This window comes from Plesiomonas sp., assembly GCF_051652165.1.
Lineage (GTDB): Bacteria > Pseudomonadota > Gammaproteobacteria > Enterobacterales > CAMTGL01 > Plesiomonas.
Map to the genome: position 1 here is coordinate 203040 of NZ_JBOFTR010000016.1, position 26780 is coordinate 229819.

At 45.6% G+C, this 26780-nt stretch carries 27 protein-coding genes and 1 other annotated feature; of the genes, 16 read left to right on the forward strand and 11 right to left on the reverse strand.

What is annotated here, in order from left to right; translation table 11 throughout:
- Positions 1-36: 36 nt before the first annotated feature.
- Entirely contained in the window at positions 37-1947 is a 1911-nt protein-coding gene (locus ACRC53_RS10530) for an ATP-dependent DNA helicase (protein WP_438643372.1), read from the reverse strand.
- 295 nt (positions 1948-2242) lie between these two features.
- Positions 2243-2370 (forward strand) — a sequence feature (His leader region).
- A 175-nt stretch (positions 2371-2545) separates the two neighbouring features.
- On the opposite strand from ACRC53_RS10530, the gene hisG reads away from it, so the two are divergent.
- From hisG to ACRC53_RS10600, 14 genes are all read left to right on the forward strand, one after another.
- Positions 2546-3445 (forward strand): ATP phosphoribosyltransferase, encoded by a 900-nt coding sequence (gene hisG / locus ACRC53_RS10535; RefSeq protein ID WP_438643373.1) that lies wholly within the window; start codon positions 2546-2548, stop codon positions 3443-3445.
- A gap of 5 nt (positions 3446-3450) precedes the next feature.
- Positions 3451-4794: a histidinol dehydrogenase gene (gene hisD / locus ACRC53_RS10540; protein ID WP_438643374.1), complete on the forward strand. Its 1344-nt coding sequence runs from the start codon at positions 3451-3453 to the stop codon at positions 4792-4794.
- Between the two features lie 41 nt (positions 4795-4835).
- Positions 4836-5945 (forward strand): histidinol-phosphate transaminase, encoded by a 1110-nt coding sequence (gene hisC, locus ACRC53_RS10545; protein ID WP_438643641.1) that lies wholly within the window; start codon positions 4836-4838, stop codon positions 5943-5945.
- Between the two features lie 59 nt (positions 5946-6004).
- A complete protein-coding gene (gene hisB / locus ACRC53_RS10550) occupies positions 6005-7090 on the forward strand; it encodes a bifunctional histidinol-phosphatase/imidazoleglycerol-phosphate dehydratase HisB (RefSeq protein ID WP_438643642.1) in 1086 nt (361 codons plus the stop codon).
- Entirely contained in the window at positions 7091-7702 is a 612-nt protein-coding gene (hisH, locus tag ACRC53_RS10555) for an imidazole glycerol phosphate synthase subunit HisH (protein WP_438622943.1), read from the forward strand.
- A gap of 5 nt (positions 7703-7707) precedes the next feature.
- Complete coding sequence (gene hisA / locus ACRC53_RS10560) at positions 7708-8445, forward strand: 1-(5-phosphoribosyl)-5-[(5-phosphoribosylamino)methylideneamino]imidazole-4-carboxamide isomerase (protein ID WP_438643375.1); 738 nt, start codon at positions 7708-7710, stop codon at positions 8443-8445.
- The gene (gene hisF, locus ACRC53_RS10565) at positions 8427-9203 is read left to right on the forward strand and encodes an imidazole glycerol phosphate synthase subunit HisF (RefSeq protein ID WP_438643376.1); all 777 of its coding nucleotides are present in this window, start codon (positions 8427-8429) and stop codon (positions 9201-9203) included. The genes hisA and hisF overlap by 19 nt, the downstream gene beginning before the upstream one ends.
- Positions 9197-9814, forward strand: a complete 618-nt coding sequence (gene hisIE / locus ACRC53_RS10570) for a bifunctional phosphoribosyl-AMP cyclohydrolase/phosphoribosyl-ATP diphosphatase HisIE (RefSeq protein ID WP_438643377.1) — start codon at positions 9197-9199, stop codon at positions 9812-9814. Before hisF ends, hisIE begins: the two co-directional genes overlap by 7 nt.
- Positions 9815-10386: 572 nt before the next feature.
- Positions 10387-11115: an arginine ABC transporter ATP-binding protein ArtP gene (artP, locus tag ACRC53_RS10575; protein WP_438643378.1), complete on the forward strand. Its 729-nt coding sequence runs from the start codon at positions 10387-10389 to the stop codon at positions 11113-11115.
- A gap of 34 nt (positions 11116-11149) precedes the next feature.
- Positions 11150-11893 carry an arginine ABC transporter substrate-binding protein gene (gene artJ, locus ACRC53_RS10580; RefSeq protein ID WP_438643379.1) on the forward strand — a complete coding sequence of 248 codons (744 nt, stop codon included), beginning with the start codon at positions 11150-11152 and terminating at the stop codon, positions 11891-11893.
- A gap of 6 nt (positions 11894-11899) precedes the next feature.
- Positions 11900-12574, forward strand: a complete 675-nt coding sequence (artQ, locus tag ACRC53_RS10585) for an arginine ABC transporter permease ArtQ (RefSeq protein ID WP_438643380.1) — start codon at positions 11900-11902, stop codon at positions 12572-12574.
- Positions 12574-13239, forward strand: a complete 666-nt coding sequence (artM, locus tag ACRC53_RS10590; RefSeq protein WP_438643381.1) for an arginine ABC transporter permease ArtM — start codon at positions 12574-12576, stop codon at positions 13237-13239. The genes artQ and artM overlap by 1 nt, the downstream gene beginning before the upstream one ends.
- A gap of 102 nt (positions 13240-13341) precedes the next feature.
- Positions 13342-13695 carry a DUF2750 domain-containing protein gene (locus ACRC53_RS10595; protein WP_438622935.1) on the forward strand — a complete coding sequence of 118 codons (354 nt, stop codon included), beginning with the start codon at positions 13342-13344 and terminating at the stop codon, positions 13693-13695.
- Positions 13696-13865: 170 nt separating this feature from the next.
- Entirely contained in the window at positions 13866-14351 is a 486-nt protein-coding gene (locus ACRC53_RS10600) for a methylated-DNA--[protein]-cysteine S-methyltransferase (RefSeq protein ID WP_438622934.1), read from the forward strand.
- A gap of 30 nt (positions 14352-14381) precedes the next feature.
- Here ACRC53_RS10600 and rlmC read toward each other — a convergent pair whose 3' ends face one another.
- The 6 genes from rlmC to ACRC53_RS10630 all read right to left on the reverse strand — a co-directional run bounded on the left by rlmC (position 14382) and on the right by ACRC53_RS10630 (position 20925).
- Complete coding sequence (gene rlmC, locus ACRC53_RS10605; protein ID WP_438643382.1) at positions 14382-15596, reverse strand: 23S rRNA (uracil(747)-C(5))-methyltransferase RlmC; 1215 nt, start codon at positions 15594-15596, stop codon at positions 14382-14384.
- Between the two features lie 225 nt (positions 15597-15821).
- Entirely contained in the window at positions 15822-16655 is an 834-nt protein-coding gene (gene potI / locus ACRC53_RS10610) for a putrescine ABC transporter permease PotI (RefSeq protein ID WP_438629763.1), read from the reverse strand.
- Entirely contained in the window at positions 16655-17566 is a 912-nt protein-coding gene (gene potH, locus ACRC53_RS10615; RefSeq protein ID WP_438622931.1) for a putrescine ABC transporter permease PotH, read from the reverse strand. The genes potI and potH overlap by 1 nt, the downstream gene beginning before the upstream one ends.
- A gap of 14 nt (positions 17567-17580) precedes the next feature.
- A complete protein-coding gene (gene potG / locus ACRC53_RS10620) occupies positions 17581-18702 on the reverse strand; it encodes a putrescine ABC transporter ATP-binding subunit PotG (protein ID WP_438623154.1) in 1122 nt (373 codons plus the stop codon).
- Positions 18703-18946: 244 nt separating this feature from the next.
- Complete coding sequence (gene potF / locus ACRC53_RS10625; RefSeq protein WP_438643643.1) at positions 18947-20065, reverse strand: spermidine/putrescine ABC transporter substrate-binding protein PotF; 1119 nt, start codon at positions 20063-20065, stop codon at positions 18947-18949.
- A gap of 371 nt (positions 20066-20436) precedes the next feature.
- A complete protein-coding gene (locus tag ACRC53_RS10630; RefSeq protein ID WP_438643383.1) occupies positions 20437-20925 on the reverse strand; it encodes a YbjN domain-containing protein in 489 nt (162 codons plus the stop codon).
- A gap of 358 nt (positions 20926-21283) precedes the next feature.
- On the opposite strand from ACRC53_RS10630, the gene ACRC53_RS10635 reads away from it, so the two are divergent.
- Positions 21284-21478, forward strand: a complete 195-nt coding sequence (locus tag ACRC53_RS10635; RefSeq protein WP_438643384.1) for a DUF4250 domain-containing protein — start codon at positions 21284-21286, stop codon at positions 21476-21478.
- Positions 21479-21630: 152 nt separating this feature from the next.
- Here ACRC53_RS10635 and rimK read toward each other — a convergent pair whose 3' ends face one another.
- From rimK to ACRC53_RS10650, 3 genes are read right to left on the reverse strand one after another with little or no spacing between them, the layout of a single operon-like run.
- Positions 21631-22572 (reverse strand): 30S ribosomal protein S6--L-glutamate ligase, encoded by a 942-nt coding sequence (gene rimK, locus ACRC53_RS10640; protein ID WP_438643385.1) that lies wholly within the window; start codon positions 22570-22572, stop codon positions 21631-21633.
- A gap of 3 nt (positions 22573-22575) precedes the next feature.
- On the reverse strand, positions 22576-23298 hold the full coding sequence (nfsA, locus tag ACRC53_RS10645) for an oxygen-insensitive NADPH nitroreductase (protein WP_438643386.1): 723 nt from the start codon (positions 23296-23298) through the stop codon (positions 22576-22578).
- Positions 23282-23596: a DUF1418 family protein gene (locus ACRC53_RS10650; protein ID WP_438643387.1), complete on the reverse strand. Its 315-nt coding sequence runs from the start codon at positions 23594-23596 to the stop codon at positions 23282-23284. The genes nfsA and ACRC53_RS10650 overlap by 17 nt, the downstream gene beginning before the upstream one ends.
- 526 nt (positions 23597-24122) lie before the next feature.
- Here ACRC53_RS10650 and ACRC53_RS10655 point away from each other — a divergent pair.
- A complete protein-coding gene (locus tag ACRC53_RS10655) occupies positions 24123-24677 on the forward strand; it encodes a lytic transglycosylase domain-containing protein (protein ID WP_438643388.1) in 555 nt (184 codons plus the stop codon).
- A gap of 194 nt (positions 24678-24871) precedes the next feature.
- Here the strand turns inward: ACRC53_RS10655 and ushA are convergent, their stop codons facing one another.
- On the reverse strand, positions 24872-26536 hold the full coding sequence (gene ushA, locus ACRC53_RS10660) for a bifunctional UDP-sugar hydrolase/5'-nucleotidase UshA (RefSeq protein ID WP_438643389.1): 1665 nt from the start codon (positions 26534-26536) through the stop codon (positions 24872-24874).
- Positions 26537-26780 lie beyond the last annotated feature (244 nt).

A 26780-nucleotide genomic window follows, 5' to 3' on the forward strand; every position in this document is an offset into this window, starting at 1 on the left:
CGCCAATGATAGCATAAATAGCGCCAAACCCGCTGATTACGGGCTAATCTGGTGTAAAAACTCAATCACACGTGCAATATCACGGGTGCGTGGTAGCGGAGGTAAACTCTCAAGAAAGGTTTGCCCGTAAGGTTTTGCCACCAAACGCGGATCACAAATAACAATAACACCTCGATCATCGGTATCACGGATCAGTCGCCCAACCCCCTGTTTTAAGGTGATAACGGCATCCGGTAATTGCACATCATTAAAGGGTTCACCGCCTTTGAGCTTATTGTCTTCCATACGCGCCTTTAGCAGCGGATCATCCGGTGCAGTAAAGGGCAGTTTATCAATAATCACACACGACAGCGCCTGCCCACGCACATCTACCCCTTCCCAAAAGCTGCCCGTGGCCACCAGCAGTGCATCACCCTGTTCGACAAATTGCTGCAACAATTTTTGCTTCCCAGTTTCGCCCTGTACCAGCACAGGTAACGTTAAGCAGGCACGAAAACGCTCGGCCAGATCACGCATCATCTGATGTGAAGTACACAAGAAAAAACAGCGACCACGGCTCGCTTCAATCACCGGTGTTAACAAGCTGACTAGCCGGTCTGCGGTATACGGGCGATTCGCTTCAGGCAAAAAACGCGGTACACACAGCAGAGCTTGTTGTGAATAATCAAACGGGCTGTTTAAGGTCATCTGACGGGTTTCACCCAGCCCTAAACGCTGGCAATAGTGATCAAAGCTATCTCCCACAGCCAAAGTAGCCGAGGTAAAAATCCATGCTGCGGAGTGTGATTTCATCTGTTCACTGAATTTATCTGCAACACTGAGCGGCGTTAAATTCAGGCTAAAGTGGCGGCTTCCGCACTCATACCAGTAGCTGTAACCGCTGATATCGGTATCCATTAACCGTTTAAGCCGAGCGCGAAATAGCTCTGCCCGCTCAAATGCAGCATCGAGCAATTTAGAGCGCCCGACCACTAAACGCAGCACATCAGCAGCAAAATCTAACGCATCATTTAGCCGAGCTAACGCCCCTTGTACCAGCGGATTACGCAGCATATCGCGCCAGTTACCACGGGCATTGCCACCACAGAGCACGACACATAAATCCTGTGCGGTTTGTGTCAGGCGATCAGCCACTTTACTCAATTGCGCTACGTCACGCACTTCAATGTGATAACCCAGTAGCATATCTTTGCCCAGATCAAGCAACTGCCGTGAGGTTAATGACTGTCCAAAATATTGGCTAGCAATATCAGGCAACTGATGCGCTTCATCAAAAATAATCACTTCCGCTTCAGGAATGAGCTCACCAAAACCAGTCTCTTTGACTACCATATCCGCCAAAAAAAGGTGGTGATTTACCACAACTACATCCGCCTCTAGGGCTTTGCGGCGCGCTTTTACCACATAACACTCTTTGTAAAGTGGGCACTCGGTGCCTAAACAACTCTCATTCGTGCTGGTAATAAGTGGCAATACGGGGCTGTCTTCAGCCACCACATCACAATCGCTTAGATCACCACTTTCGCTAGATGAAGACCAACTGCGCACTCGCACTAAATCGGCCAGCGTTCCGGTATCGGTAATATGGCTCTCTGCCATTTGACGATCGAGCCGGTCTAAACAGACATAGTTTGACCGCCCTTTGAGCAGCGCAATTTTTCCGGTGAAATTCAGTGCATGCTGAATCGTGGGCAAATCGCGGCTATATAGCTGATCTTGGAGATTTTTTGATCCCGTAGAGATAATTGTTTTGCGTTTTGCCGCCAGTGCCGGCACTAAATATGCATAGGTTTTCCCCGTGCCTGTGCCCGCTTCAACCACGAGTGATGTATTCTGCTCAATCGCACTCGCTACTGCATCGGCCATTTGGCGCTGTGGTTCACGTGCTTTAAACCCATTAATAGCCTGCGCCAGTGCACCATTATCCGCAAAATACTTCTCAATCACACCGTAGCCTATGACCTGTTCTTTTAATATCCTGATGCTTAATTATGCCCATTGTCTTTCCATACCGCTAATGAGATCTGCCATTGCGCGAATCATCCCGCATGCCAGACCGTAAGCCTGTATTAAACCCAACGCAAAGATTGTGCTGAAAGTGTTATTTTACAGTTGCTTTTAAACGCAGCTTTGGTTAAGTTGAAATTAATATGAACAGATAATCATCATGTATTGTTGAGATATTATCCATGAATTTACTGACTGTAACATCGGCTGCACGTAGCACACTGCGTATTAGCCATCACCACCATCATCACCCTGAGTAGTCTTTCAGGCGATGTTCCGTGGAAGACACTCAACGAGATCTTCCGGTGGACAGTCAGAACCAATCAGAGCCCTCGGAAGATCTTACTCCGGGGGCTTTTTACTGTGTAACGCAGCATATCATGCGCTAACAGGCAAAACGTCAACGGAAGACGTAACGAATCGAATCGAGTCACTACTTTTAAAATAGTGATTTTAAGATCTGGATTTTTAGGATTGTGAAGAGTTCAAAAACACAGAATTCACACTATTTCAGAATCGACCAAACAAGGAATTTGCCATGCTAAACAACAACCGACTGCGCATTGCTATGCAGAAATCTGGCCGCCTGAGTGATGACTCACGCGAACTGCTAGCCCGTTGCGGTGTTAAAATCAATTTGCAACAGCAACGCCTGATCGCTTTTGCCGAAAATATGCCTATCGACATTCTGCGTGTCCGTGATGATGATATCCCCGGTCTGGTGATGGATGGCGTGGTTGATCTTGGCATTATCGGTGAAAATGTGCTGGAGGAAGAGCTACTTGGTCGTCAGGCACGCGGTGAAAACCCGCAATACCAAACCCTGCGCCGACTCGATTTTGGAAGTTGCCGCTTATCTCTGGCTGTGCCATTTGACCATGCGTATAACGCCCCCGATTCGCTCACCAACGCTCGCATTGCTACCTCATACCCAAACCTACTCAAACGTTATATGGATGAGAAAGGCATTCCCTTTAAAAGCTGTCTGTTGAATGGCTCTGTCGAGGTTGCGCCGCGGGCCGGCCTTGCTGACGCCATTTGTGATCTGGTCTCTACCGGTGCAACACTCGAAGCCAATGGCCTGCGTGAAGCGGAAGTCATTTATCGCTCTAAAGCGGCGCTAATTCAACGAGCCGGTGAGATGCCCGATGAAAAACAGCAGCTTATTAACCGCCTGTTGACCCGTATGCAGGGGGTTATTCAAGCCCGTGAATCAAAATACATTATGCTACATGCACCGACTGAACAGCTCGAAGAGATTATCGCCTTGCTGCCCGGCGCTGAACGCCCAACTGTGCTGCCATTGGCCAATGAAAAACATCGGGTAGCCATGCACATGGTTAGCACTGAAACCCTGTTCTGGGAAACCATGGAGCAACTCAAAAGTCTGGGTGCAAGTTCAATTCTGGTGCTACCAATTGAAAAGATGATGGAGTAACAACCATGCAAATTATTGATTGGACAGCCCTCAGCCGCACGGAGCAAGGCCGTAAAGAGCAAGAGCGCTTGCTGACCCGACCCGCTATCAGTGGTTCAAATGAGATCAGTGCTCAAGTGCGTACTATTATCGATACCGTGCGCACCGGCGGCGATCAGGCGTTGCTCGACTTAACCGAACGTTTTGACCGCTGCCGCCCGACAAACTTGCAGGTCAGCCCGTCAGACATTGAGGCCGCAAGCGCCCGTTTACCAAATGAAATGAAACAGGCATTAACGCAGGCTTATGCCAATATCGCCGTTTTTCACGAAGCCCAACAACCGCAGCCTGTAGATATTGAAACGCAAGTGGGCGTTCGCTGTGAAGTGATCACCCGCCCTATCCGTGCGGTAGGTTTATACATTCCCGGTGGCTCTGCGCCGCTGCTGTCTACCACGCTGATGCTCGGTATTCCGGCACGTATTGCCGGATGTCAGCAGGTTGTGCTTTGCTCACCGCCACCCATTGCAGATGAAATTTTGTATGTTGCCGCTCTGTGTGGGATCACACAGATATTCAATGTTGGCGGCGCACAAGCCATTGCTGCAATGGCCTACGGTACGGAGTCTATCCCCAAAGCGGATAAGATTTTTGGACCGGGTAATGCGTATGTCACCGAGGCCAAAAAGCAGGTTAGCCAAGACTTTGCAGGAGCAGCGATGGATATGCCGGCCGGCCCTTCAGAAGTCCTCGTGATTGCTGACGGTGAGGCTAACCCAGCATTTATTGCCAGTGATCTGTTATCACAAGCCGAACACGGGCCAGATTCTCAGGTGATATTAGTTACGCCTAGCCCACGCCTAGCACAACAGGTTGCCGATGAAGTTGAGCGCCAGTTAGCACTGTTGCCGCGTGCCTCTATCGCCACACAAGCCCTGCAAGAGAGCCGCTTAATTGTTACCGCCGATCTGAACGAAGCGGTAACACTCAGCAACCGCTACGGGCCGGAGCACCTGATTGTACAAACCGCACAACCGCGCAGTTTATTGCCACAACTGCATAATGCCGGATCGATTTTTTTAGGCGCATGGACACCTGAGTCTGCCGGTGATTACGCCTCAGGCACTAACCATGTACTGCCCACTTACGGGTACACACGCACTTACTCCAGCCTCGGTTTAGCCGATTTTATGAAGCGCATGACGGTGCAAGAAATTACCCCCGAAGGTTTGCTCACGCTCGCCCCGACCGTAGAGATGATGGCGCGCGCCGAAAAACTCGAAGCACACCGCTTTGCCGTCAGTGTTCGGGTCAAGGCTCTGCAAGCGGGCTCGTGTTCACCTGTGCAAAAACAAGGAGTTGATGCATGAAACCCTCTCTATCATTCAATGCAACATTACCTACTGATGACATGAGCTCTGCATTTAACGCCGATACACTGGCACGCGACAACGTGCGTAAACTGACTCCGTATATGTCAGCGCGCCGCATCGGGGGGCGCGGTGATGTCTGGTTAAACGCCAATGAATACCCCATCGCGCCTGACTATTCGTTAACCACACAAAAGCTCAACCGTTATCCAGAGTGCCAGCCAGAGAGCGTGATTACCCGTTACGCCGCCTATGTCAATCTCATGCCCGAACAAGTGTTGGTCAGCCGTGGTGCAGATGAAGCGATAGAGCTGGTGATCCGCGCCTTTTGCGAACCTGCACGCGATGCCGTGATGTTTTGCCCGCCGACCTACGGTATGTACACAGTCAGTGCTGAAACACTGGGCATTGCGCGAAAAATCGTGCCCAGCACCGCAGACTGGCAGCTCGATCTTCCGGCTATTCATGCCGCACTTGATCAGGTCAAAGTCGTCTTTGTGTGTAGCCCAAACAACCCGACCGGCAACCTGCTGCAACAACAAGACTTGCATGCGCTGCTGCAACTCACCGCTGGAAAAGCCATCGTGGTGATTGATGAAGCGTATATCGAGTTTTGTCCGCAACACAGCTGTGTACCGTTGCTGCAACAGTACCCGAATCTGGTGATTTTACGCACCCTGTCAAAAGCGTTTGCACTGGCAGGATTACGCTGCGGCTTTGCGCTCTCATCCCCCGACATTATTCGTTTGCTATTAAAAGTCATTGCCCCCTACCCACTACCGCTACCGGTTGCTGACATTGCCGCGCAAGCACTGAGCGAACAAGGGATTGCGGCTATGCAACGCAATGTTGATTGCTTGCGCACAACCCGCACATGGCTGAGTCAAGAGCTGCAAAAAAGCCCGCTATGCGACACTGTCTACCCCAGCGAAAGTAACTGGATCACGGTTCGCTTCCATAACGGTGAGAAAGTATTCAAAAATTTGTGGGATCAAGGCATTATCGTTAGAGATCAAGGAAAACAACCCGGTTTGTATAACTGTCTGCGCATCTCAATTGGCACACAAGAAGAGTGTCAGCACACGCTGAATGTCATCAACGCGATGCCGTTATCCGATGAGATGTGCTGCCAGCAAGGAGGCATGCAGTGAAAAAAAGAGTGCGTTACGCAGCAGAAACCGCGCGCCATGCGCAGCCACACAAAGCACAACTGAATAAATCCAATTCAGTTGCACGTAATTACCTGTTTATTGATCGTGATGGCACGCTGATTAAAGAGCCACCGGAAGATTTTCAGGTTGATCGTCTCGATAAACTCAAACTCGAAGTGGGCGTTATTCCGGCGCTATTAACACTGCAGCGTCAAGGTTACACGCTGGTGATGATCACCAATCAAGACGGCTTAGGTACAGACAGTTTGCCACAAGCTGATTTTGACCTGCCGCACAACGCTATGCTCGATATTTTCAGCTCTCAGGGTATTGAGTTTGCTGATATTTTAATTTGCCCACATTTTGAGCACGACAACTGTACCTGTCGGAAACCGAAACTTGGGCTGGTAAAACGCTATATGGAATCGGGCAGCATTGATCATGCGCACTCCTTTGTTATTGGCGACAGACAAACTGATCTGAAACTTGCCGAAAACATGGGTATTAACGGCATTCTCTATCACCCTGACAATACAAATTGGCCGATGATTGTTCAGCGCCTGAGCTTTCCGGCCCGTACTGCCAGCGTCAGCCGTATTACGCGCGAAACCGATATTAGCGTACAAGTTTGGTTAGATGAGAACGGTGAAAACCAGATCAGCACCGGATTAGGTTTTTTTGACCACATGCTTGATCAGATTGCCACCCATGGCGGTTTTCGCATGAATATTGCCGTCAGCGGCGATCTGCATATTGATGATCACCACACTATTGAAGATACCGCTTTAGCACTCGGCCAAGCCCTGCGACAAGCACTGGGCAACAAACGCGGTATTGGTCGGTTTGGGTTTGTGCTGCCGATGGATGAGTGTTTAGCACGTTGTGCGCTTGACCTCTCCGGCCGCCCCTACTTGAAATTCAAAGCGAATTTTAACCGCGATCAAGTCGGGGATCTGAGCACTGAAATGGTGCAGCACTTCTTCCGTTCGCTGACCGACAGCCTAGGCTGCACCTTGCACCTAAAAACCAAAGGCAAAAATAGCCACCACATGGTAGAAAGCCTGTTCAAAGCATTTGGCCGCACACTACGTCAGGCCATTCACATGCAGGGTGATGCATTGCCAAGCTCAAAAGGAGTTTTGTAGATGCCACAACAGACCCCGCAAACCCGTGTGGTCATTATTGATACCGGCTGTGCCAACCTTGCTTCGGTCTATTTTGCCGTGCAAAAACTCGGCTACCACCCGGTTATCAGCAAAGAAGCTGATGTGATCCTCACCGCTGATAAATTGCTGCTGCCCGGCGTAGGTACGGCCAGTACCGCCATGGAACAGCTGCATGATCGCAACCTGATCGCCCTGATCAGAGCCTGTACCCAACCGGTATTGGGGATCTGCTTAGGCATGCAACTGATGGCCGAATATTGCGAAGAGGGTAATACCCATACTCTCGGGGTGATCCCTGATACCTCGGTTCTGCAAATGACCGATTTTGGCCTACCTCTGCCCCACATGGGCTGGAACCGCGTGTACCCAAAAGCAGGCCATCGCCTATTTAATAATATTGCCGATGGCGAGTATTTCTACTTTGTTCACAGCTATGCGATGCAGATAAGTCACCACACGATTGCTCAGTGTCATTACGGCGAAGCCTTCTCTGCAGCAGTGCAACAGGATAATTTTTACGGTGTGCAGTTTCACCCTGAACGATCCGGTAAAGCCGGTGCCCAGTTACTGAAAAACTTTCTGGAGATGTAACAAGGATGATTATTCCCGCACTGGATCTGATCGACGGCAAAGTCGTGCGCCTGTTACAGGGTGACTATGATCACAAAACCGAATACCACGCCGACCCCACAGAGCGTCTGCAAACCTATCAGCAAGCAGGAGCACAATGGCTGCATCTGGTTGATTTAACCGGCGCAAAAGACACCAGCCAGCGCCAACTGACATTAATTGCCAAGCTGATTGCTGCAACACCCGCCAATGTGCAAATTGGCGGCGGTATCCGCACTGAACAGGATGTTGCCGATTTACTGGCAGCAGGTGCGGCACGCGTTGTCATTGGTTCAACCGCTGTACGCAATGTCACTGAAGTAAAACGTTGGTTCTCACTGTTCGGCCCTGAACGGCTGGTACTGGCACTTGATGTGCGTATCGGCAGTGATGAGGTCAAGCGCGTTGCCGTCAGCGGCTGGCAACAAGACTCCGGCATTGCCATTGAAACCTTGCTCGAAGAGTACCAAACCGTCGGCCTTAAACACGTGTTATGCACCGATATTTCACGCGATGGCACGCTGTCAGGGTCAAACGTACGCCTGTACCGTGAACTAGCAGCGCGTTTTCCGTACATCGCATTTCAATCTTCCGGCGGAATCGGATCGCTAGCTGATATTCGAGCCCTACGCGGTAGCGGTGTGGCCGGTGTGATTGTCGGGCGCGCTTTACTCGAAGAAAAATTCAACACTGAGGAGGCGATTGCATGCTGGCAAAACGGATAATCCCCTGTTTGGATGTGCGCAATGGGCAAGTGGTCAAAGGCGTGCAGTTTCGCAACCACGAAATTATTGGCGATATTGTCCCGCTAGCACAGCGCTATGCCGAAGAGGGTGCTGATGAACTGGTATTCTACGATATCACCGCCTCTTCTGATGGACGTACCGTTGATAAAAGCTGGGTGTCAAAAGTCGCAGAAGTGATCGATATTCCTTTTAGTGTTGCCGGTGGAATTCGCACAGCGGAAGATGCCGCACAGATTCTGGCTTTCGGAGCCGATAAGATTTCAATCAACTCACCAGCACTGGCTGACCCAACGCTGATTACACGGCTGGCCGATCGCTTTGGCGTACAGTGTATTGTGGTTGGTATTGATACTTGGTACGACGAAGCCAGCAACAGCTATCAGGTCTATCAGTTCACCGGAGATGAAACCCGAACCCGCGCAACAGCGTGGCATACGCTAGACTGGGTTAATGAGGTTCAGCAACGCGGCGCAGGTGAGATTGTGCTTAACATGATGAACCAAGACGGTGTCCGACGCGGTTATGACATCCGCCAGTTGCAATACGTTAGAGAGGTGTGCCGCGTTCCGTTAATCGCTTCCGGCGGTGCGGGGCATAATGAGCATTTTCTTGAGGCATTCCGCGATGCGGATATTGACGGAGCACTGGCTGCGTCAGTATTCCACAAGCAGATCATCAATATTGGTGATCTCAAAGAGTACCTCTTCAAACAGGGAGTGGAGATAAGATTATGCTAACTGAACAACAACGTGCAAATATTAACTGGGATAAAGTCAATGGGCTGCTCCCAGCCATCGTCCAGCATGCTCAAAATGGTCAGGTATTAATGCTGGGCTACCTAAATCAAGAGGCGTTAGAAAAAACGCTGGAGACAAAACAGGTCACCTTTTTCTCGCGCACCAAGCAACGTTTATGGACCAAAGGCGAAACCTCAGGCCATATCCTGTGGGCGACCAAAATGGCGATTGATTGCGATAACGATACACTGCTGATTTTAGCTGAACCGCACGGAGCAACCTGCCATCTGGGTACCGATAGCTGCTTTGAAGATGTTGCCGTTGAGCCAGATCTGATTTTCCTCAGTAAACTTGAAGCGCAATTAATGGCGCGGAAAACTGTTGATCCAGAAACATCATACACAGCACGTTTATACGCCAAAGGTACAAAACGTATTGCACAAAAAGTGGGTGAAGAAGGTGTTGAAACCGCACTTGCTGCGGTCGCCGGTGATAAAAATGAGCTCATTAATGAATCGGCTGATTTGCTCTATCACCTGATGGTCTTACTGCAAGATCAAGATTTACAGTTGCGTGATGTCATCAAACGTCTGCGTGAACGCCAACGTTAATCTATTCACTTCTTGTTTGTTTACACATACTCAGTAGTCATACACTGAGTATGTCATTTGCAATATACTTATCATCTCTTCTTTCTCTCTTTCCTATCTCTCTGATTTTCTTATTCTCTTTTTCGTTATGATAGTTCTGATTCAAATCAGAAATATCGCCATCACCTATAAAACCACACCGTAAATTATGCACTCAACCCATTGTTTTATGCACTTCTGATATGCGCTGAACATAACATTCTTTTGATAAAAACTGAGCATTTCTGTTGATACAATCTTGTATGAACTCTATGCGTAAAAACAGGAACACTGTTTGATCATTTTCCTGTCACAGGAAACAGCTTTACCGCGCTACTCTAGCAACTTACACAAAAACAAAAACACTAAAGAGAACAATCAGTAAGATACATATTTAGCGAATGTAACGTATACAACATTGCGACAATAACAAGCCTATCGTTACGACTCCTGTTTTTATCACGATAATTACGCTTTACCACAGAGTTATATATTGCATAGTTATGTAAATAAATTTACTATCGGTTAAATCATTCATTATTCATAATAATCGCATGAGTATTCAATTAACTGACGTAAATTGTTTTTACGGTGATCATCAGGCATTGCACAATATCAGCTTTAACTGCCCGCAAGGTGAAACGCTCGTGCTGCTTGGCCCTAGCGGTGCGGGCAAAAGTTCGTTGCTACGCACATTAAATTTATTGGAAGTTCCACGTAACGGTACATTACAGATTGCTGGACACCTGTTTGAACTGACCAAAACACCTGATAGTAAAGCGGTGCGCGAGTTACGGCAAAATGTGGGCATGGTGTTTCAACAATATAATTTATGGCCACACCTGACTGTGTTAGAAAATCTAACCGAAGCCCCCTGCCGAGTTTTAGGCTTAAGCAAAGATCAGGCGCAACAGCGTGCCGAAACATTATTGGCGCGTCTACGCTTAACCCCGTATGCCAGCCGTTATCCACTGCACCTCTCTGGCGGCCAGCAACAGCGGGTGGCCATTGCTCGCGCCCTGATGATGGAGCCTCAAGTGCTACTGTTTGATGAGCCTACCGCTGCACTTGATCCTGAGATTACTGCACAAGTGGTTTCAATTATTAAAGAGTTAGCCCAAACAGGTATTACACAAGTGATTGTGACACATGAGGTTGAAGTCGCTAAAAAAGTTGCCAGTCAGGTGATTTATATGGAGCAAGGCCACATTATAGAACAGGGTGATGCACACTGTTTTTCTGCACCACAAACATCTGAATTTGCTGGGTATTTATCACACTAACTCTATTTTATTTTCTGTCTACAAGGAGTTCACCATGAAAAAATTACTGACCGCTGCCCTGTTAACTAGCAGCGTGTGTGCAGGATTTAGCACCTCAGCACTGGCGACAGAAACGATCCGCTTTGCTATGGAAGCTACCTACCCACCCTTTGAATCGACCAACGAAAAAAATGAAATTGTCGGTTTTGATGTGGATCTGGCTAAAGCCTTATGTGCCGAACTAAAAGCAGAGTGTACATTCAGCAATCAGGCATTTGATAGTTTAATCCCCGATCTGAAATTTCGCCGTTACGATGCCGCCATTTCAGCCATGGACATCACCGATGACCGCCTAAAGCAGGTTGATTTCACTAAACCTTACTACGATAACGCAGCCATTTTTATCAGCCAAAAAGGTAAATTTGCAGACGTTAGTGCTCTCAAAGATAAAAAAGTGGGCGTGCAAAACGGTTCAACACACCAAACCTACATCAATGAGCAGATGAAAAATCTGAAGGCTGTGCCCTATGGCAGCTATCAAAATGCAGTAATTGATATGAAAAATGGCCGTGTTGATGCCGTATTTGGTGATACCGCCGTTATCGCTGAGTGGCTAAAACAAGACAAGAGCCTCGCACCGGTCGGTCAGCCCGTCACCGATAAAGCCTATTTTGGTCAAGGTTTTGGCATTGCCGTTAACAAGGGCAATACTGCACTGCTCACGCAGCTCAATACGGCACTCGACACTTTGCATGCCAACGGTACTTATCAATCCCTCTACAACAAGTGGTTTAAATAAGAGACGATGGCGGGAAACGAATTTCTACAACTCCTTTGCATGGCGGCCGGTATGACTATCGGCCTAGCACTTGCTTCGCTGGTTATTGGCCTATTACTGGCACTTGTTTTTGCTGTGCTCGAATCATCACGCTGGAAAGTGGTCAGTATTCCCGCCAGTACGCTTATCACCGTATTACGTGGCTTGCCCGAAATACTGGTGGTGCTATTTATCTATTTTGGCTCAACCCAAGCATTGTTTCTGATCACTGACAATTATGTAGACCTCAGCCCGTTTTGGTGTGGTGCGGTGGCATTGGCCATTATATTTGCTTCATATGCTTCACAAACATTACGCGGTGCACTCAAAGCCATTTCAGCCGGACAGTGGGAATCAGGCGCGGCACTGGGTATGCGCCCATGGCATATTTTTACCCGTCTTATTTTGCCGCAAGTCTGGCGGCACGCGCTGCCAGGGCTGGGTAATCAATGGTTGGTGCTGCTTAAAGATACCGCACTGGTTTCCCTTATCGGTGTGAATGAGTTAATGCGTCAGGCACAAACTATTGCGACCTCAACGTGGCAACCATTTACATGGTTTGCAGTAGCGGCAGTGTTATATCTGGTGATTACCCTAATCAGCCAGTTCTTATTGCAGCGCCTTGATCGCTACGTTACCCGTTTTGAGAGGAGTGCTGTCTGATGTGGAGCTACTTTCCCACCTTGATGCAAGGGCTGCAAACCAGCTTATCACTGACTGTTTGTGCCCTGCTGATTGGTTTTACACTGGCTGTACTGTTCACGCTGGTGATGGCCGGTAACAACCACCCGTTACGCTGGCTGACAAAAGGCTATCTAACGCTGTTTACCGGAACTCCGTTACTGATCCAGATATTTTTGATCTATTACGGCCCAGGGCAGTTTGATGCCCTGCGCAACAGCGTACTTTGGCCACTACTCTCTGAACCTTGGTTTTGTGCCATGATAGCTTTAGCACTCAACAGCGCAGCATACTCTACTTTGCTGTTTTATGGCGCAGTCAAAGCTATCCCAACTGGACAATGGCAAGCGTGCAGTGCACTCGGAATGACTCGGCGACAAACTTTACAGATTTTATTACCTTTTGCGCTAAAACGAGCTTTGCCTTCGTATTCCAATGAAGTGGTCTTGATCTTTAAAGGTACATCACTGGCCAGCACCATTACGATTATGGACATCATGGGTTACGCGCAGCAACTCAATGCTCAAACTTACGATACTCTTGCAATTTTCGGTATGGCTGGTGTGATCTATCTAGCCGTTAACGGTGCGCTCACACTGTCAATGCGGGCGCTTGAAAAGCGGATGCTAGCCTTTGAGCAACGGTAAAGATACTGATTGTGCAGAAGCATTGCCTGATGAAGCACTACAGTCACTTTAATTTCTGCTACCATAAGCACAGAAATTCCCTTTTAAAGAGTGAGAGTATCCATGAGCCAGTTAGGACAAGATCTGCAAGCCAACATTGATCTGTTTGTTGCACAAAGCCAGCAAACCGGACAAGTATGGGGTTTGTGTCAAGACGAAGTAAATTGGCTCTCTATGGAGTCAAGCCAGTTTGAAGACGGTGAAGTGATGCCATTTTGGTCAAACGAAGCTGACGCTCGTATACACTGTGATGACGAGTGGGCTGAGTTTGTTCCAACGGCTATTCCGCTTAATTTGTTTGCCAATGAGTGGTTGTTAACACTGGCTGAAGATGGCGTTCTACTGGGTCTGAACTGGAATTCAGATCTTGAAGGTGATGAGTTAGAGCCTGAAGCTGTTGCACAACGTTTTATCTGATAGCCAAAATCTCACCCGTATACAGGGCATGATAGGCTAACAATATGATCACGTAACCTTATGATCACGCTACACACTGAACCGGCCAATGGATAAATTAACAGGTCGGTTCAGTCATCTGTCAAAATCGCGCTAAGTTAAGACGTCAATACCCTGAAGAGACCGCTCAGATGTACTACGTCAATTATACCTCACCACTCGGTGAACTACTGCTGGTAGCCGACCGCCACGGTTTACGCCATTTATATCTGCCAAGTGAACAGCAGAGTATTAACCCGTTATGGCAGCAAGAGTGTATCCGGCCACTGCAATTGGCTACCGATTTTCTCAATGATTACTTCGCCGGCCTTGCCCCTTCCCCTGATCGTCTTCTGCTTGCACCTGTTGGTACACCGTTTCAGCAACAAGTCTGGCAACAATTGCTGGCGATTCCCTATGCACAAATATCAAGTTATGGGGCAGTAGCAGAGAATATCGGTAATCCAAAGGCTGTACGCGCCGTTGGCGGTGCTATTGGCGCAAACCCGCTGGCCATTATTATTCCGTGCCATCGGGTGCTAGGAAAAGATCGCTCGCTTACCGGATACAGTGGCGGTTTACCGATTAAAACCGCTCTGTTGACACTCGAAGGTATCGGCTGGCGTGAAAAGCCCTAACGGGCTTTTTAACCGGTAACACAACTAGCATCAAACACGTTTAAGTAAACCGATCACTTCATAGTGAGCGGTATGCGGAAACATATCAAACAACTGCATTTTTTCGACCTGATACTGCTGCGCCCCACCGTTTAAACGCACAATATCTTCTGCCATGGTATTGGCGTTGCAACTGGAATAAACAATATAGTCAGGTGCCATGGTTGCCAGATAATTGCACAAGGCCTGCCCAATCCCCCGACGTGGCGGATTAACCAGTACGAGATCAGGAACATTATCACGGTTTTTTACGCGATCACTTTCATCGCCTGCTTCACTTTGCGGCTCTTCAGGGTATGTGCCATGATCTGCCTGATGACGGCAAGCAAAAGCACTAGAATCAAGAGCCTGAAAATGGACATCCGATAAACCCAGTTGTTTTGCCGAAGCACGCGCACAGTCTATCGCCTCGGGTGAGATCTCTATCCCAGTAAGTTTCATCTCTGGTGTTGCACAGTGCAAGCCAAATCCGCCAACACCGCAGAACAGATCCCACAGTGAGTTTATCGGTAATGCTTGCACCCAATCGCGGGCAGTAGCATATAGACGCGCAGCAATTTGCGGGTTGGTCTGGAAAAAACTGCGTGGGCGGATAGAAAGCGGAACATAGTTGAATTGCTCTGACAGGCTGTGATCATCGGTCAGCATAATCTCTTGCTCACCTTCTAAAATCGCCATATGCACCGGTTGAATATTCACCGAGATCACCCGCAATTGCGGTAACTGCGCTTGTAACCACGGCAACTCACGGCGGATCAATACCAGTTTTTGGTCTGACTTAAGCACAAAACGCAGCATAAACTCACCATTAGCCGCACTTTGTGTCAGTAGGATAAATTTCAGCTCACCGCGCCGACGTGCAACGTTGTACGGTGTTAAACCGGCACGGCCGATAAACTGTTTGATGACCGGAAACAACGCCTGAAAATCGGCGTTATACAGCGGACAATCTGACAAATCAACCGCAGCACCGTCAGCATTGACGATACCCAAAATCGGGCGTTCAACCGCACCGCTAACCACCATTTTAGCTTTGTTGCGAAAAGCTTGTTCAGCACTGTGCACCGCAGGTAACCACTGTTGTACCGGAATAGCACAAAACAGGGTTTCTAGCGCCTGCTGTTTAAGTGTCAGTTGCTCGGTATAGGGCTTATCCAGCCAATGACACGAACGGCATTCGCCAGCCTGAAAATGGGCACAGAACATGAAAACCTCAATCAAGTTGCAGCAAGTACAATGAGGGGCAAGATTCTACCCCTCATTGCACTGGCTGCAAAGCGCCGACCACAAGGTTACTCCGCGTAAAGTGCCAAAAGTTACCCTTGCTTTAAGGTCGCTTTCTCTTTGTTTGCACCAAAAAGTCGCCTTACACTCAACGGATATTGGCTGTTACTGACTATCACCACTACTCACTATCACTGTCGTCCGCTATCAGTGTAACTGCTCTAAACGCTGACGCTTTTCAGCGCGTGACATCAGCCACCATGAGATCATGCCAAGCACCCCGACAGCCAGAATAATCAAGGTCGCCAGTGCGTTGATCTTCGGGCTAACCCCCATGCGAACACTGGAAAAAACCATCATCGGCAATGTAGTCGAGCTCGGGCCAGAGACAAAACTGGAGATCACCAATGTATCGAGTGATAAGGTAAATGCCAGCAACCAACCCGATACCAATGCAGGAATGATCAACGGCACGGTAATGATGAAAAATACCTTCAGCGGAGGAGCTCCCAGATCCATCGCCGCTTCCTCCAGTGAACGGTCAAGATCGCGCAAACGAGCACTGACTACAACAGCAACATAAGAGGTACAAAAAGTCACATGTGCTAGCCAAATGGTCATCGCGCCACGTTGCTCTGGCCATCCAAGCCACTGGCTCATTGCCACAAACAGCAACAGCAGCGATAAACCCGTAATCACCTCTGGCATAACCAACGGTGCGGTAAGCATAAATGCAAAGGATGTCTGGCCGGTAAAACGCCGAAAACGGGTCATCACAAAAGCGGCCATCGTACCGAGTATCACCGCCGCAGACGCAGCCGCCGTGGCGATGGTCAGACTCAGCCAAACAGCGTCCATCATCGCCTGATCAGCAAACAACTCTCCGTACCATTTAGTGGACCAACCCGCCCAAACCGTGACTAAGCGTGAGCTGTTGAATGAATAAATCACCAACATCAGCATCGGCGCATACAAAAAAGTCAGGCCGATAGTCAGAATCACCGCTTTCCAACGGCTTTTAATCACAGGAACGCTATTCATCAGTGCATCTCCTGATTCTGGTGTTTATGAAACCACATAATCGGCAGAGCTAAGATCAGCAACATGACAATCGCCACCGCAGAGGCAACCGGCCAGTCTCGATTATTAAAGAACTCCTGCCACATCACCCGCCCGATCATAATACTGTCAGGCCCACCGAGTAGCTCAGGGATCACAAACTCCCCCACAGCTGGAATAAAAACCAGCATTGAACCAGCAATAATGCCCCCTTTTGTCAGCGGTAATATCACCGAAAAGAAGGTTTTAAACGGGCGAGCACCCAGATCTGAAGCGGCCTCAACCAATGAGTAATCCACTTTTTGCAGCGCAGTATATAAAGGCAAAATCATAAACGGCAGATAGGCATACACAATACCAATATACACAGCAAAATCGGTATGCAGCATAGGTAACGGTTGGTCAATAATACCTGTCCATAACAGGAAGTTATTGATAATCCCGTTATTTTTCAAAAGCCCAATCCATGCATAGACCCGAATTAAAAATGATGTCCAAGAGGGTAATACAATCAATAGCAGCAAAATATTTCGTGTAGAAGGTGTACTGTGTACGATAGCCCACGCGATTGGGTAGCCCATCAACAAGCAGATAATGGTCGATACCGCAGCAATACGCAGTGAGTGCAGATAAGCATCAACATACAGCGGATCTTCCACCAAATAGCTGTAATTAGCCAGATTTAGGCTCAAGGTCAGCTTACCATCTAGCCAACTGAGTAGGTCAGTGTAGGGTGGAATTGCCACCTGCATCTCGGCAAAACTTATCTTAAAAACAATCAGAAAGGGGATCAGAAAAAAGATCAGCAACCAGAGATAAGGGGCGGCAATGATACTCTGACGACCACTGATACCTGCTCGAGCCAGATATTGCCGTGATAGATATTGTCTCATCCTTGACTCCTCAATCAGGCGGTCAGTACTACGCCGCTATCGGCATTCCAGAACAGGCGAACTTCATCGCCCCATGTCGGCATTCCGCGGCGATAACGGCAATCATTTTGCAGTTGGGCGGTCAATATCATGCCGCTGTGCAGGCGCACATGGTAGATAGAGAGATCCCCCAGATAAGCAATGTTGACCACCTCGCCTACTGCAAAGTTACAGCCATCTTCAGGCACATCATCACACAGTGCGATTTTCTCTGGCCGCAGAGCAACCATCACCGGCACATCGGCAGTAATTTTCACCTCTTGCTCTACTTTCAGTGGGTGCATTAAACCGGGGCTGCGTACAATGTAATGTTCATCTGTCTCTTCTTGCAGCATGCACTCGAACACATTGATACTGCCGATAAATTCGGCACTAAAGCGGCTGTTCGGATACTCGTAGACCTCTTCAGGCTCACCGATTTGCACAAATTTTCCACGGTTCATGATCGCAATACGTCCGGCCATCGTCATGGCCTCTTCTTGATCATGTGTCACCATCACGCAAGTCGCGCCGACACGCTCTAAAATATCAACCACTTCTAGCTGCATTTGATCGCGCAGCTTTTTATCCAGTGCGCCCATTGGCTCATCAAGCAGCAACAATTTTGGCCGTTTGGCCAGACTGCGAGCCAGCGCAACCCGCTGACGCTGCCCACCAGAAAGCTGATGTGGCTTGCGCGCTGCAAACTCACGCATGTGTACCAGATCGAGCATTTCCGCCACGCGTTTGGCTATCTCATGTTTTGGCATTTTGTCTTGCTTCAAACCAAACGCAATATTCTGCTCTACCGTCATATGCGGGAACAGTGCGTATGATTGAAACATCATATTGATAGGCCGCTTATAGGGTGGTACGGCTGATAAATCCTGCCCATCGATAAAAATCTGCCCACTGGTTGGCGTTTCAAAACCGGCTAACATACGCAGCAGCGTTGATTTACCGCATCCTGATGCGCCTAGCAGAGCAAAAATTTCACCTTTGTAGATGGTCAAATCAACATCATCAACAGCAAATGTGCCGTCAAACGATTTGGTCAGATTACGGATCTCAAGTAAGGGGGTTTTCAACTTTGGGGCTTTTATCTGAGGGCGTGACATGGTCTCTTTCACTGGAAGGGTTCTCCTCATACTGCAAAAAACCGTTAATAATCCATTATCAACACAGTGCGTAACGGTAGAATATCGGGTTGTCCGGTAAGATTTTGCGCTAATAACGCTAACTCGCCGCAAGATAGCGGTATGCCCAGAACATGGGCATACCGGTGCATAAGTTAACGATCTAGCAGATCTATTTACCTCGGTTGAATACTGGTTTTACAGTTAAACCATGGAAAATTACCGCTTATGTGCCACTTTTTACCCGAGTCCAAGAACGGGTAATCACACGGTCAACTTTCGGATCTTTCACTGTCAGGGTAAATAACTTACTACGCGTTTCTGCTGATGGGTAAATACCCTGATCGTTACGAATATCGGCTTGAACCAGCGGTGTGGATTTGGCATTACCGTTGGCGTAATACACAGTATCTGTCACCGTGGCGATAACGTCAGGTTGCAACAGATAGTTAATAAAGCGATAAGCTTCATCGGTATTTTTGGCATCTGCCGGAATCGCTAACATATCAAAAAAGGCCAGAGCGCCCTGTTTTGGAATGCTGTAGCCAATATTCACGCCATTTTTCGCTTCTTTCGCACGATTAGCGGCTTGCTTTACATCCCCCGCCCAGCCGATAGTGACGCAAATATCACCATTTGCCAGATCATTGATGTATTGTGATGAGTGGAAGTAGGTAATATTTGGCCGCAGTTTTAGTAGCAGGTCCGTCGCTTCCCCTGAATACTCTTTTGGGTTAGTGCTATTAGGATCTTTCCCTAAATAATTCAGTACAGTGGCATAGACTTCACTTGGCGCATCTAAAAACGCAACGCCACAGGTTTTCAGTTTGGCCAGATTTTCTGGTTTAAAAATCAGATCCCAACTCTCTACCGGTGCATCTTTGCCCAGCACTGCTTTGACTTTATCAATGTTGTAACCAATACCGGTGGTTGCCCACAAATAAGGCACACCATAGGTATTATCAGGATCATGCTTGGTCAGCATTTTAAGCAGTTCAGGATCAAGGTTGGCATAATTAGGCAGCTTGGCTTTATCCAGCGGCTTAAAGACACCGGCTTTAATTTGGCGCTCAAGAAAACTCGCTGACGGCACGACAACATCAAAACCCGTGCTTCCAGCCATCAGTTTACCTTCAAGCACTTCATTAGAATCAAAGACATCGTAAACAACTTTAATCCCCTGACTTTTTTGGAAATTTGCCAAGGTATTCGGGGCAATATAGTCTGACCAGTTATAGACATGCAGCGTTTTATCTTCTGCATGTGCAGCAGAAACCGTTAACAACAGGGTCGTTAAGACAGTTTTTGCCCATGAACATGTATTATTTTTAGCGATAAATCCCATCACCGAGAGCCTCCCTGCTCAACTGACCACATTGGATACACATAAAAACAACAGTTGTTAGAATAACGCTGTATGAATGTTAAGACCAGAACGTAGCCTGAAAACAACAGCATCAAAGATAAATAACCGTAATTACTTGATCACCTGTTGAAAAATAGACAATTTGTAGTGAAATGTAGGGATAGAAGATGACTTATGCAGCAGGTTATCGCAGAGAAAGGCGCGTGTAAGCGGGCAATAAAAGCACCGGAGTTTACAATATTAGACAAAGAGACGATGAGATAATTAATTGATTTTTAATCTTTATTATTTCTATTTACAGGGAAAAAGAGGCTATCCGGAAGCAAAATCACACTTCCGGTATCTGATTATCAATGCAGGATTTTATCCTGATCAGAGATCTCATCTTCCTCAGGAAAGAACAGATAGCCTTTACGTTTCACTACATCAATAAATTGCTCAATTTGTTCTTCTGTTTGCTTAATAAAAACAAGCAGTTGAGCGGTAGTAATACCGGCAGAAGCAGTCAGTGAATGCGTAATGATAAGTTTAGGCAGATTATCATCTTGTACATCAACAAACCCGTTAATCAGCGAGTACTGGGCATTGATCTCACTAAGCTCGGCAACCAGTGGCAGCAAGCCTGTTGGCCGAACTTCAGATGCAGAGGAGAACACTAAAATATGCTGTTCCAGCAGATCAATTTTTGCATCAAAAATGCCATTAATATTTTGCATATGCGGTAAATGCAGTGCTAGACATGATTCGCACTCAAAATAATCAATGTTCAACTGGATTAGCCACTGTTTCAACAGGTCAAGATCAGGAACAGCAAATTCAGAAACCGGTAGTGTGCTCATACAACGCTTATTGTTGTGATTCTCATTGGGATAGCTTACGAAATCAGCGTCTATTTATCTACGTTTTAATGATTTGATCATGCTTAGTATTGATAATCATCATTTTTTATACACTATATACTCGACGTTTTCTCATCAGCGTCTATGCTTTATTTTTAGCTGATTGTATTTTTTATATCGAGTGTCTTTACATTATTGATTGATGTCATCATATTTCACCCTAAAATTAAATAACCTATCACTGTAATAGCCTATACTCATATGTTATCTGCTCTGTATGTATGCTAAAAAAGTACAAATATAAATGAATGTTCTGAATTAATGTCAGTATACGTTCAACTCATTCAAAGGAGTCAATATGGATCTTACCCGTTTTGCGCAGATGGACAGCAATATGCTGTTTAGCATCGTCAATATGAAGTTACGTAATGAATTTGACAGTATCTATGAATTAGCTCAAGCATATGAAATTGATGCTGCTGCACTTTGCGAAAAATTAGAGCATGGTGGCTTTCATTATCATGCTGATTTTAATCAATTTCGTGTTGCATAACGTAATGCAAATACCTTTATCGGTTTTATTTTTAATACCACCTCTTAGCGGATATCATTTTTTAATATTTTCTGTTCGAAAATATAATATAACCATATTCCGCTAATGCTTGAGATAACCGAAGTAGATATCATATTGATATAGCATGAAATTTAGGATATTGAATGCAATAGTTCATGAATAGGCTCATGCTGTGATGCATATACCTGCTGTTTAACATACTCAATCATAAGTTTTGCTAAATCTATTCCCGTGCATCGTTCAATACCTTCAATACCGGGCGAAGCATTCACTTCCATCACCAGTGGGCCACGTGCTGAACGCAATATATCTACACCTGCAACGTGCAAGCCAATAGCTTGTGTTGCACGTATTGCTATGTCTTGCTCGGCAGCAGATAATTCGACAGCTTGGGCAGATCCTCCACGGTGTAAATTAGAACGAAACTCCCCTATTTTTGCCTGTCGTTTCATTGCCGCAACTACGTGATCACCAATAACAAAACAGCGAATATCTGCACCTTGTGATTCAGCAATGTACTCTTGTAGCACAATATTTGTTTGTAACCCCCGAAAAGCATCAGCCATACTCTCTGCAGCACGATAGCTTTCCGCCAACACAACACCTATCCCTTGAGAGCCTTCAATTTGTTTAATCACTAAAGGGGCACTTCCTAACTGCCGTATTGCTGTTGCTGTATCATCAGCGCCGTGCGAAAAACACGTTGTAGGTACTGCTACACCATAGGCAACTAATCGTTGTAAGCTGTGTAACTTATCACGTGCACAACAAATTGCTGCTGCATTATTGAGTATATAGCTTCCAGCTAATTCAAATTGCCGTACGATACTGCTGCCATAGTATGCTGTTGCCGGACCAATACGTGGGATCACTGCATCAAAAAAAGCTAATGGTTTACCTGCAAGATACAATGCCTGTGAACGAGTGTGAGATGGTGCTGCTTCAGAGCAAAGATGAATATAACAACGCAGAGGATCAATGACCTCTGCCTTAATACCACATTGATGTGCTGCATGCAGTAGACGCTGACTTGAATATAGGCCTGCATCACGTGAAAGAATCGCTATTTTCATGGTTTAGCGGGTGATCCAACCTTGTGAGTGCAAATAATCAAGCATAAATGGGCGCGTTTCTTTACTCAGTGTTGCAGCCACATGCTGACTCCAATTTTGCAGTTTGTTATGGCTACCTCGGGCACGGTAGTAAGCTTCAACCTCTGTGTCATAAACTTGCAATACTGCTCGGTCTACCGGTTGATAGTAGTTAGTATGCAGTATCATTTCTTGCGGCAAGCGGGGTTTATGTTGTGGGTCTTGTGCTGGATAACCAATACACAAACCAAACAAGGGGATCACCTGTGTTGGCAATTGCAATGCAGCAGTAACTTGTTGTATATGATTACGCAACCCGCCGATAAATACACCGCCTAACCCTAATGATTCAGCAGCTAATAGTGCATTTTGCCCCATCAATGCAGAATCTATTGCTCCGGTAAGTAACTGCTCTGCATACCCTAACTGAGCATCAGGATAAATCTGCTGATGGCGATTAAAATCAGCACAAAAAACAAGAAACTCAGGTGCTTGTGCGACATATTGTTGCTTACCTGACAAGCTAACTAACTGCTGTCGCAATGCTGCATCTGTCACACGAATGATACTGACCATCTGCAAAAAACTCGATGTTGATGCAGCTCGTGCAGCATCAATAATGGCATTAAGTTGCTCGGCACTGAGTGCTTGCTCGGTAAATTGACGAATAGAGCGGTGTGATAAGATAAGATCAATGGTCGGTGTCATTGTCAGTTTCCTTACAGTTTTTTTTACGCTCTTTAGCTGATGAGTGACTAAAATGTGGTGTAATTAATTGATCTATCTGACTAAACCAACCTGAAACCAAATATACGCCTGCAGGTAACATTAACAGTACACCCACAATAATCAATACAACACCTTGCTTTTGCCCCTCAAAAAAGAGAGGTAACTGTATGTACTGCTTTATCTCAGCATACCCTAACACAATAGCCATAAAACCGAGTAACTCACTTAACACCAATGGCCATGGTAATACCGATTTTCTTTCTGATGTATTCATCATAACAAATAGCTATACCACTGTTTCGTTTTCTAAATAATAAGACTCAACGGGGAATAAATTCAATCAAAACATGACAGAAAACATTTAATGTCATAAATAAAGTAAAAAAACACAGTAAAACAAAATAAGTTGCTTAATCTAATTTCATTAGTATAATTAGCGCACTTTTTGAGCAATAAATATTTTGATTTCACAAAATTCAATACAATGTGTTGTAATGGTTTATCACCCTCAACTTGCTATAATATCACCCACAATACACATGCTATTTAATGCTATTCCTCATAATCGTCACATATAGATTATATTACAGACATACTGTTGTCATAGTTACCCCGTAGAAATAACCATATCAGATAAACAATGATAATAGATAAGTGTCGAGGCTATGAGCTTCTCTATATTATTTGTCTATCAATACGGGCACGCATTACTGCCTATACAAACTAAAAGTAGACAACACATATACCATTATTTGTATTTTAAGGATGAATCTATTCATTTAATATTACATGAGGATTTGACCATGCGTTTTAAATATAATTTAACCATTTTACTCTCTTTTTTTATTGTGCTATCGAGTTTTTTTTCATCCAATACATTTGCATCCTCTATTGAGGGATTAACAAAAAGTGACTTTATTCATGTTGCCAATGAATACGGTTTAAACCCTAAATTATTGTACTCTATTGCAGTTGTTGAGTCTTCCATGTCAAAGGGAGATAAAGCGAAACCTTGGCCTTATGTCATTAATAAAAAAGGTAAGCCTTACTATTTAGAGTCAAAACAAGAAGCAGAAAAAACACTGACTCAACTGATTGACTCAACAGATAAAAAAAATCTTGATGTAGGTGCAATGCAAGTTAATTTAGGCTGGCATGGTTCTCGCGTTGAAACGCCAGCAGATCTGTTTAATCCCCATGTTAATTTACGTGTAGGGGCGGAAATATTAAAAAGCGCCTTAGCATCATCACCTGATGATATAAAACTTGGTATCGGCCGCTATCACTCATGGAATGACTCTCGTGCATTAGGTTATGCTGATAAGGTAATGACAGTAATGAAAACAGTTTCTATATAATAGCTTTATCCAGAATAGCCTTTATCTATACGACGTTTATGGCCATGAGCCTTTTAATAAAGCACAATGCATTTATAACAATAGTGACTAAAAATACATTGTATATTATATGACAAGCCTGCAATATGCTTAAAAAAACCGCGCAAATAATATAATTATATTATTTGCGCGGTTTTTATTTCAGTCACACTCTATTATTTATAAATAATATCACTGTTTGGTGTAAACTGACTCGCTTTAATGGGTGACTTTTTCGCGATATAATCTTTTAATACTTCTGCATCAACGAATCCGGTATTTACATAACCCGCACTCTTCGAAATATTAGGGTAACCATCCCCGCCTGCCGCATTAAAACTAGGTACCGTAAAACGGTATGATTTATTCATGTCAATTGGCTTACCGGCAATTTTTACATTGTGCACTTTACCGTTTTCAACAATCATTGCAATATTGGCAAACTGAGCATAAGCCCCAGAATCAACTTTTTTGGTTGCTACAACATTAAGATAATCAATAATATCGTGGCCCTTCATATCAACATAGCTCACAATGTTACCAAATGGCTGCACTTTTAATACATCTTTGTATGAAATATCGCCAGATTCAATAGAGTCTCGAACTCCCCCTGAGTTCATCACACCAAAATCTGCGTTTACGCGTTCCATATGTGATTTAACAATCAATTGACCTAAATTAGTTTGTTGAAAACGTACAATATTACGATCTCCTTCTAGCTTTTGGTCTACCTCACCAATTTTAATACCTAACTCAGCCTGACCTTTTTCCTGAAAAGGTGTCAGCAATGCTAACATATGATTATCTTCAGTTATGGGGGTGCTATAGAGTACATAATCTGATTTTCCATCATCACCTGTTATTTTTTGTTTTAAATTTACAGGGATTAATGTGTACTTAACAAGCTGTAGCTCACCATTTTTAAATTGATAGTCCGCACGGCCAACATATTTACCCCATTCATGAGCTTGAACAATCCATGTACCATTTTGTTGATCAGGCTTACACTCTGTTCCTGGAATATAGCGATTATTTCGCGTATTGACAGCTTCCATACACACAGGGTTTTGTGAATGTCCGCCAACAATCATATCTAAATCGCCCATAGGCAATGATCGCGCTAACTCAACATCACCTGGTGCATTTGAGCCATGCTGCCCATTTTCATAATGCCCCATATGTGTTGCAGCAATAATAATATCCGGTTGTTCTGTATGCTTAAGTTGTGCAATAACATTTTTAGCTTCAATTTTAGGATCTTTAAACACTATCCCTTTAAGATATTCAGGGTTACCAATTTTTTGTGTATCTTCAGTCGTTAATCCGATAACGGCAATTTTAATGCCTTGCTTATCAAATAGTGCGTAAGGTTTAAATAAACGTTCACCGCTTTTTTCATCATAAATATTGGCGGAAAGCAATGGGAATGTCGCCCACTGCTCTTGTTTGCGCAAAACACTTAATGGTCGATCAAACTCATGGTTACCTAATGCCATTGCATCGTAACCTATCATCGACATGCCACGAAAATCTGGTTCTGCATGTTGTAAATCTGATTCAGGAACGCCCGTATTTACATCACCACCTGAGAGCAGTAATACTGAGCCTCCGGCTGCCTCAACGTCTTTACGGATCTGTTCAACCAGTGTTTTTTGTGCTGCTAAACCGTATTCACCCTGCTCATTTTTCCAAAAATGGCCATGATGGTCATTAGTATGTAAAACAGTAAGGTTGTAGGTTTTATCTTTTTCCCACCCTTGTGCTTGCACAACTCCGGAACTCAGAACACACGAAATAGCCAGGCTACATACCGCTATTTTATGAGGAAGCGAAAAAATCATGATATTGACCTTCTGAAATTATTCTAATTATATGCACTTATCGTACAAATACGGTATTAGATACCTATTTACGGACATGCCCACAAATAAACAGCATGTAAGTTTAATTTTTTGCTTCAAATAAGGCCTTAGGAAAAAGAGTAATTTGTTAATCAGCGCAAGTTTTAATTTTTTTATCCTACAAAATAGGCTTTTTAGGATCTTAATACATAAAAAAACCCGACAGAATATTCTGTCGGGCTAA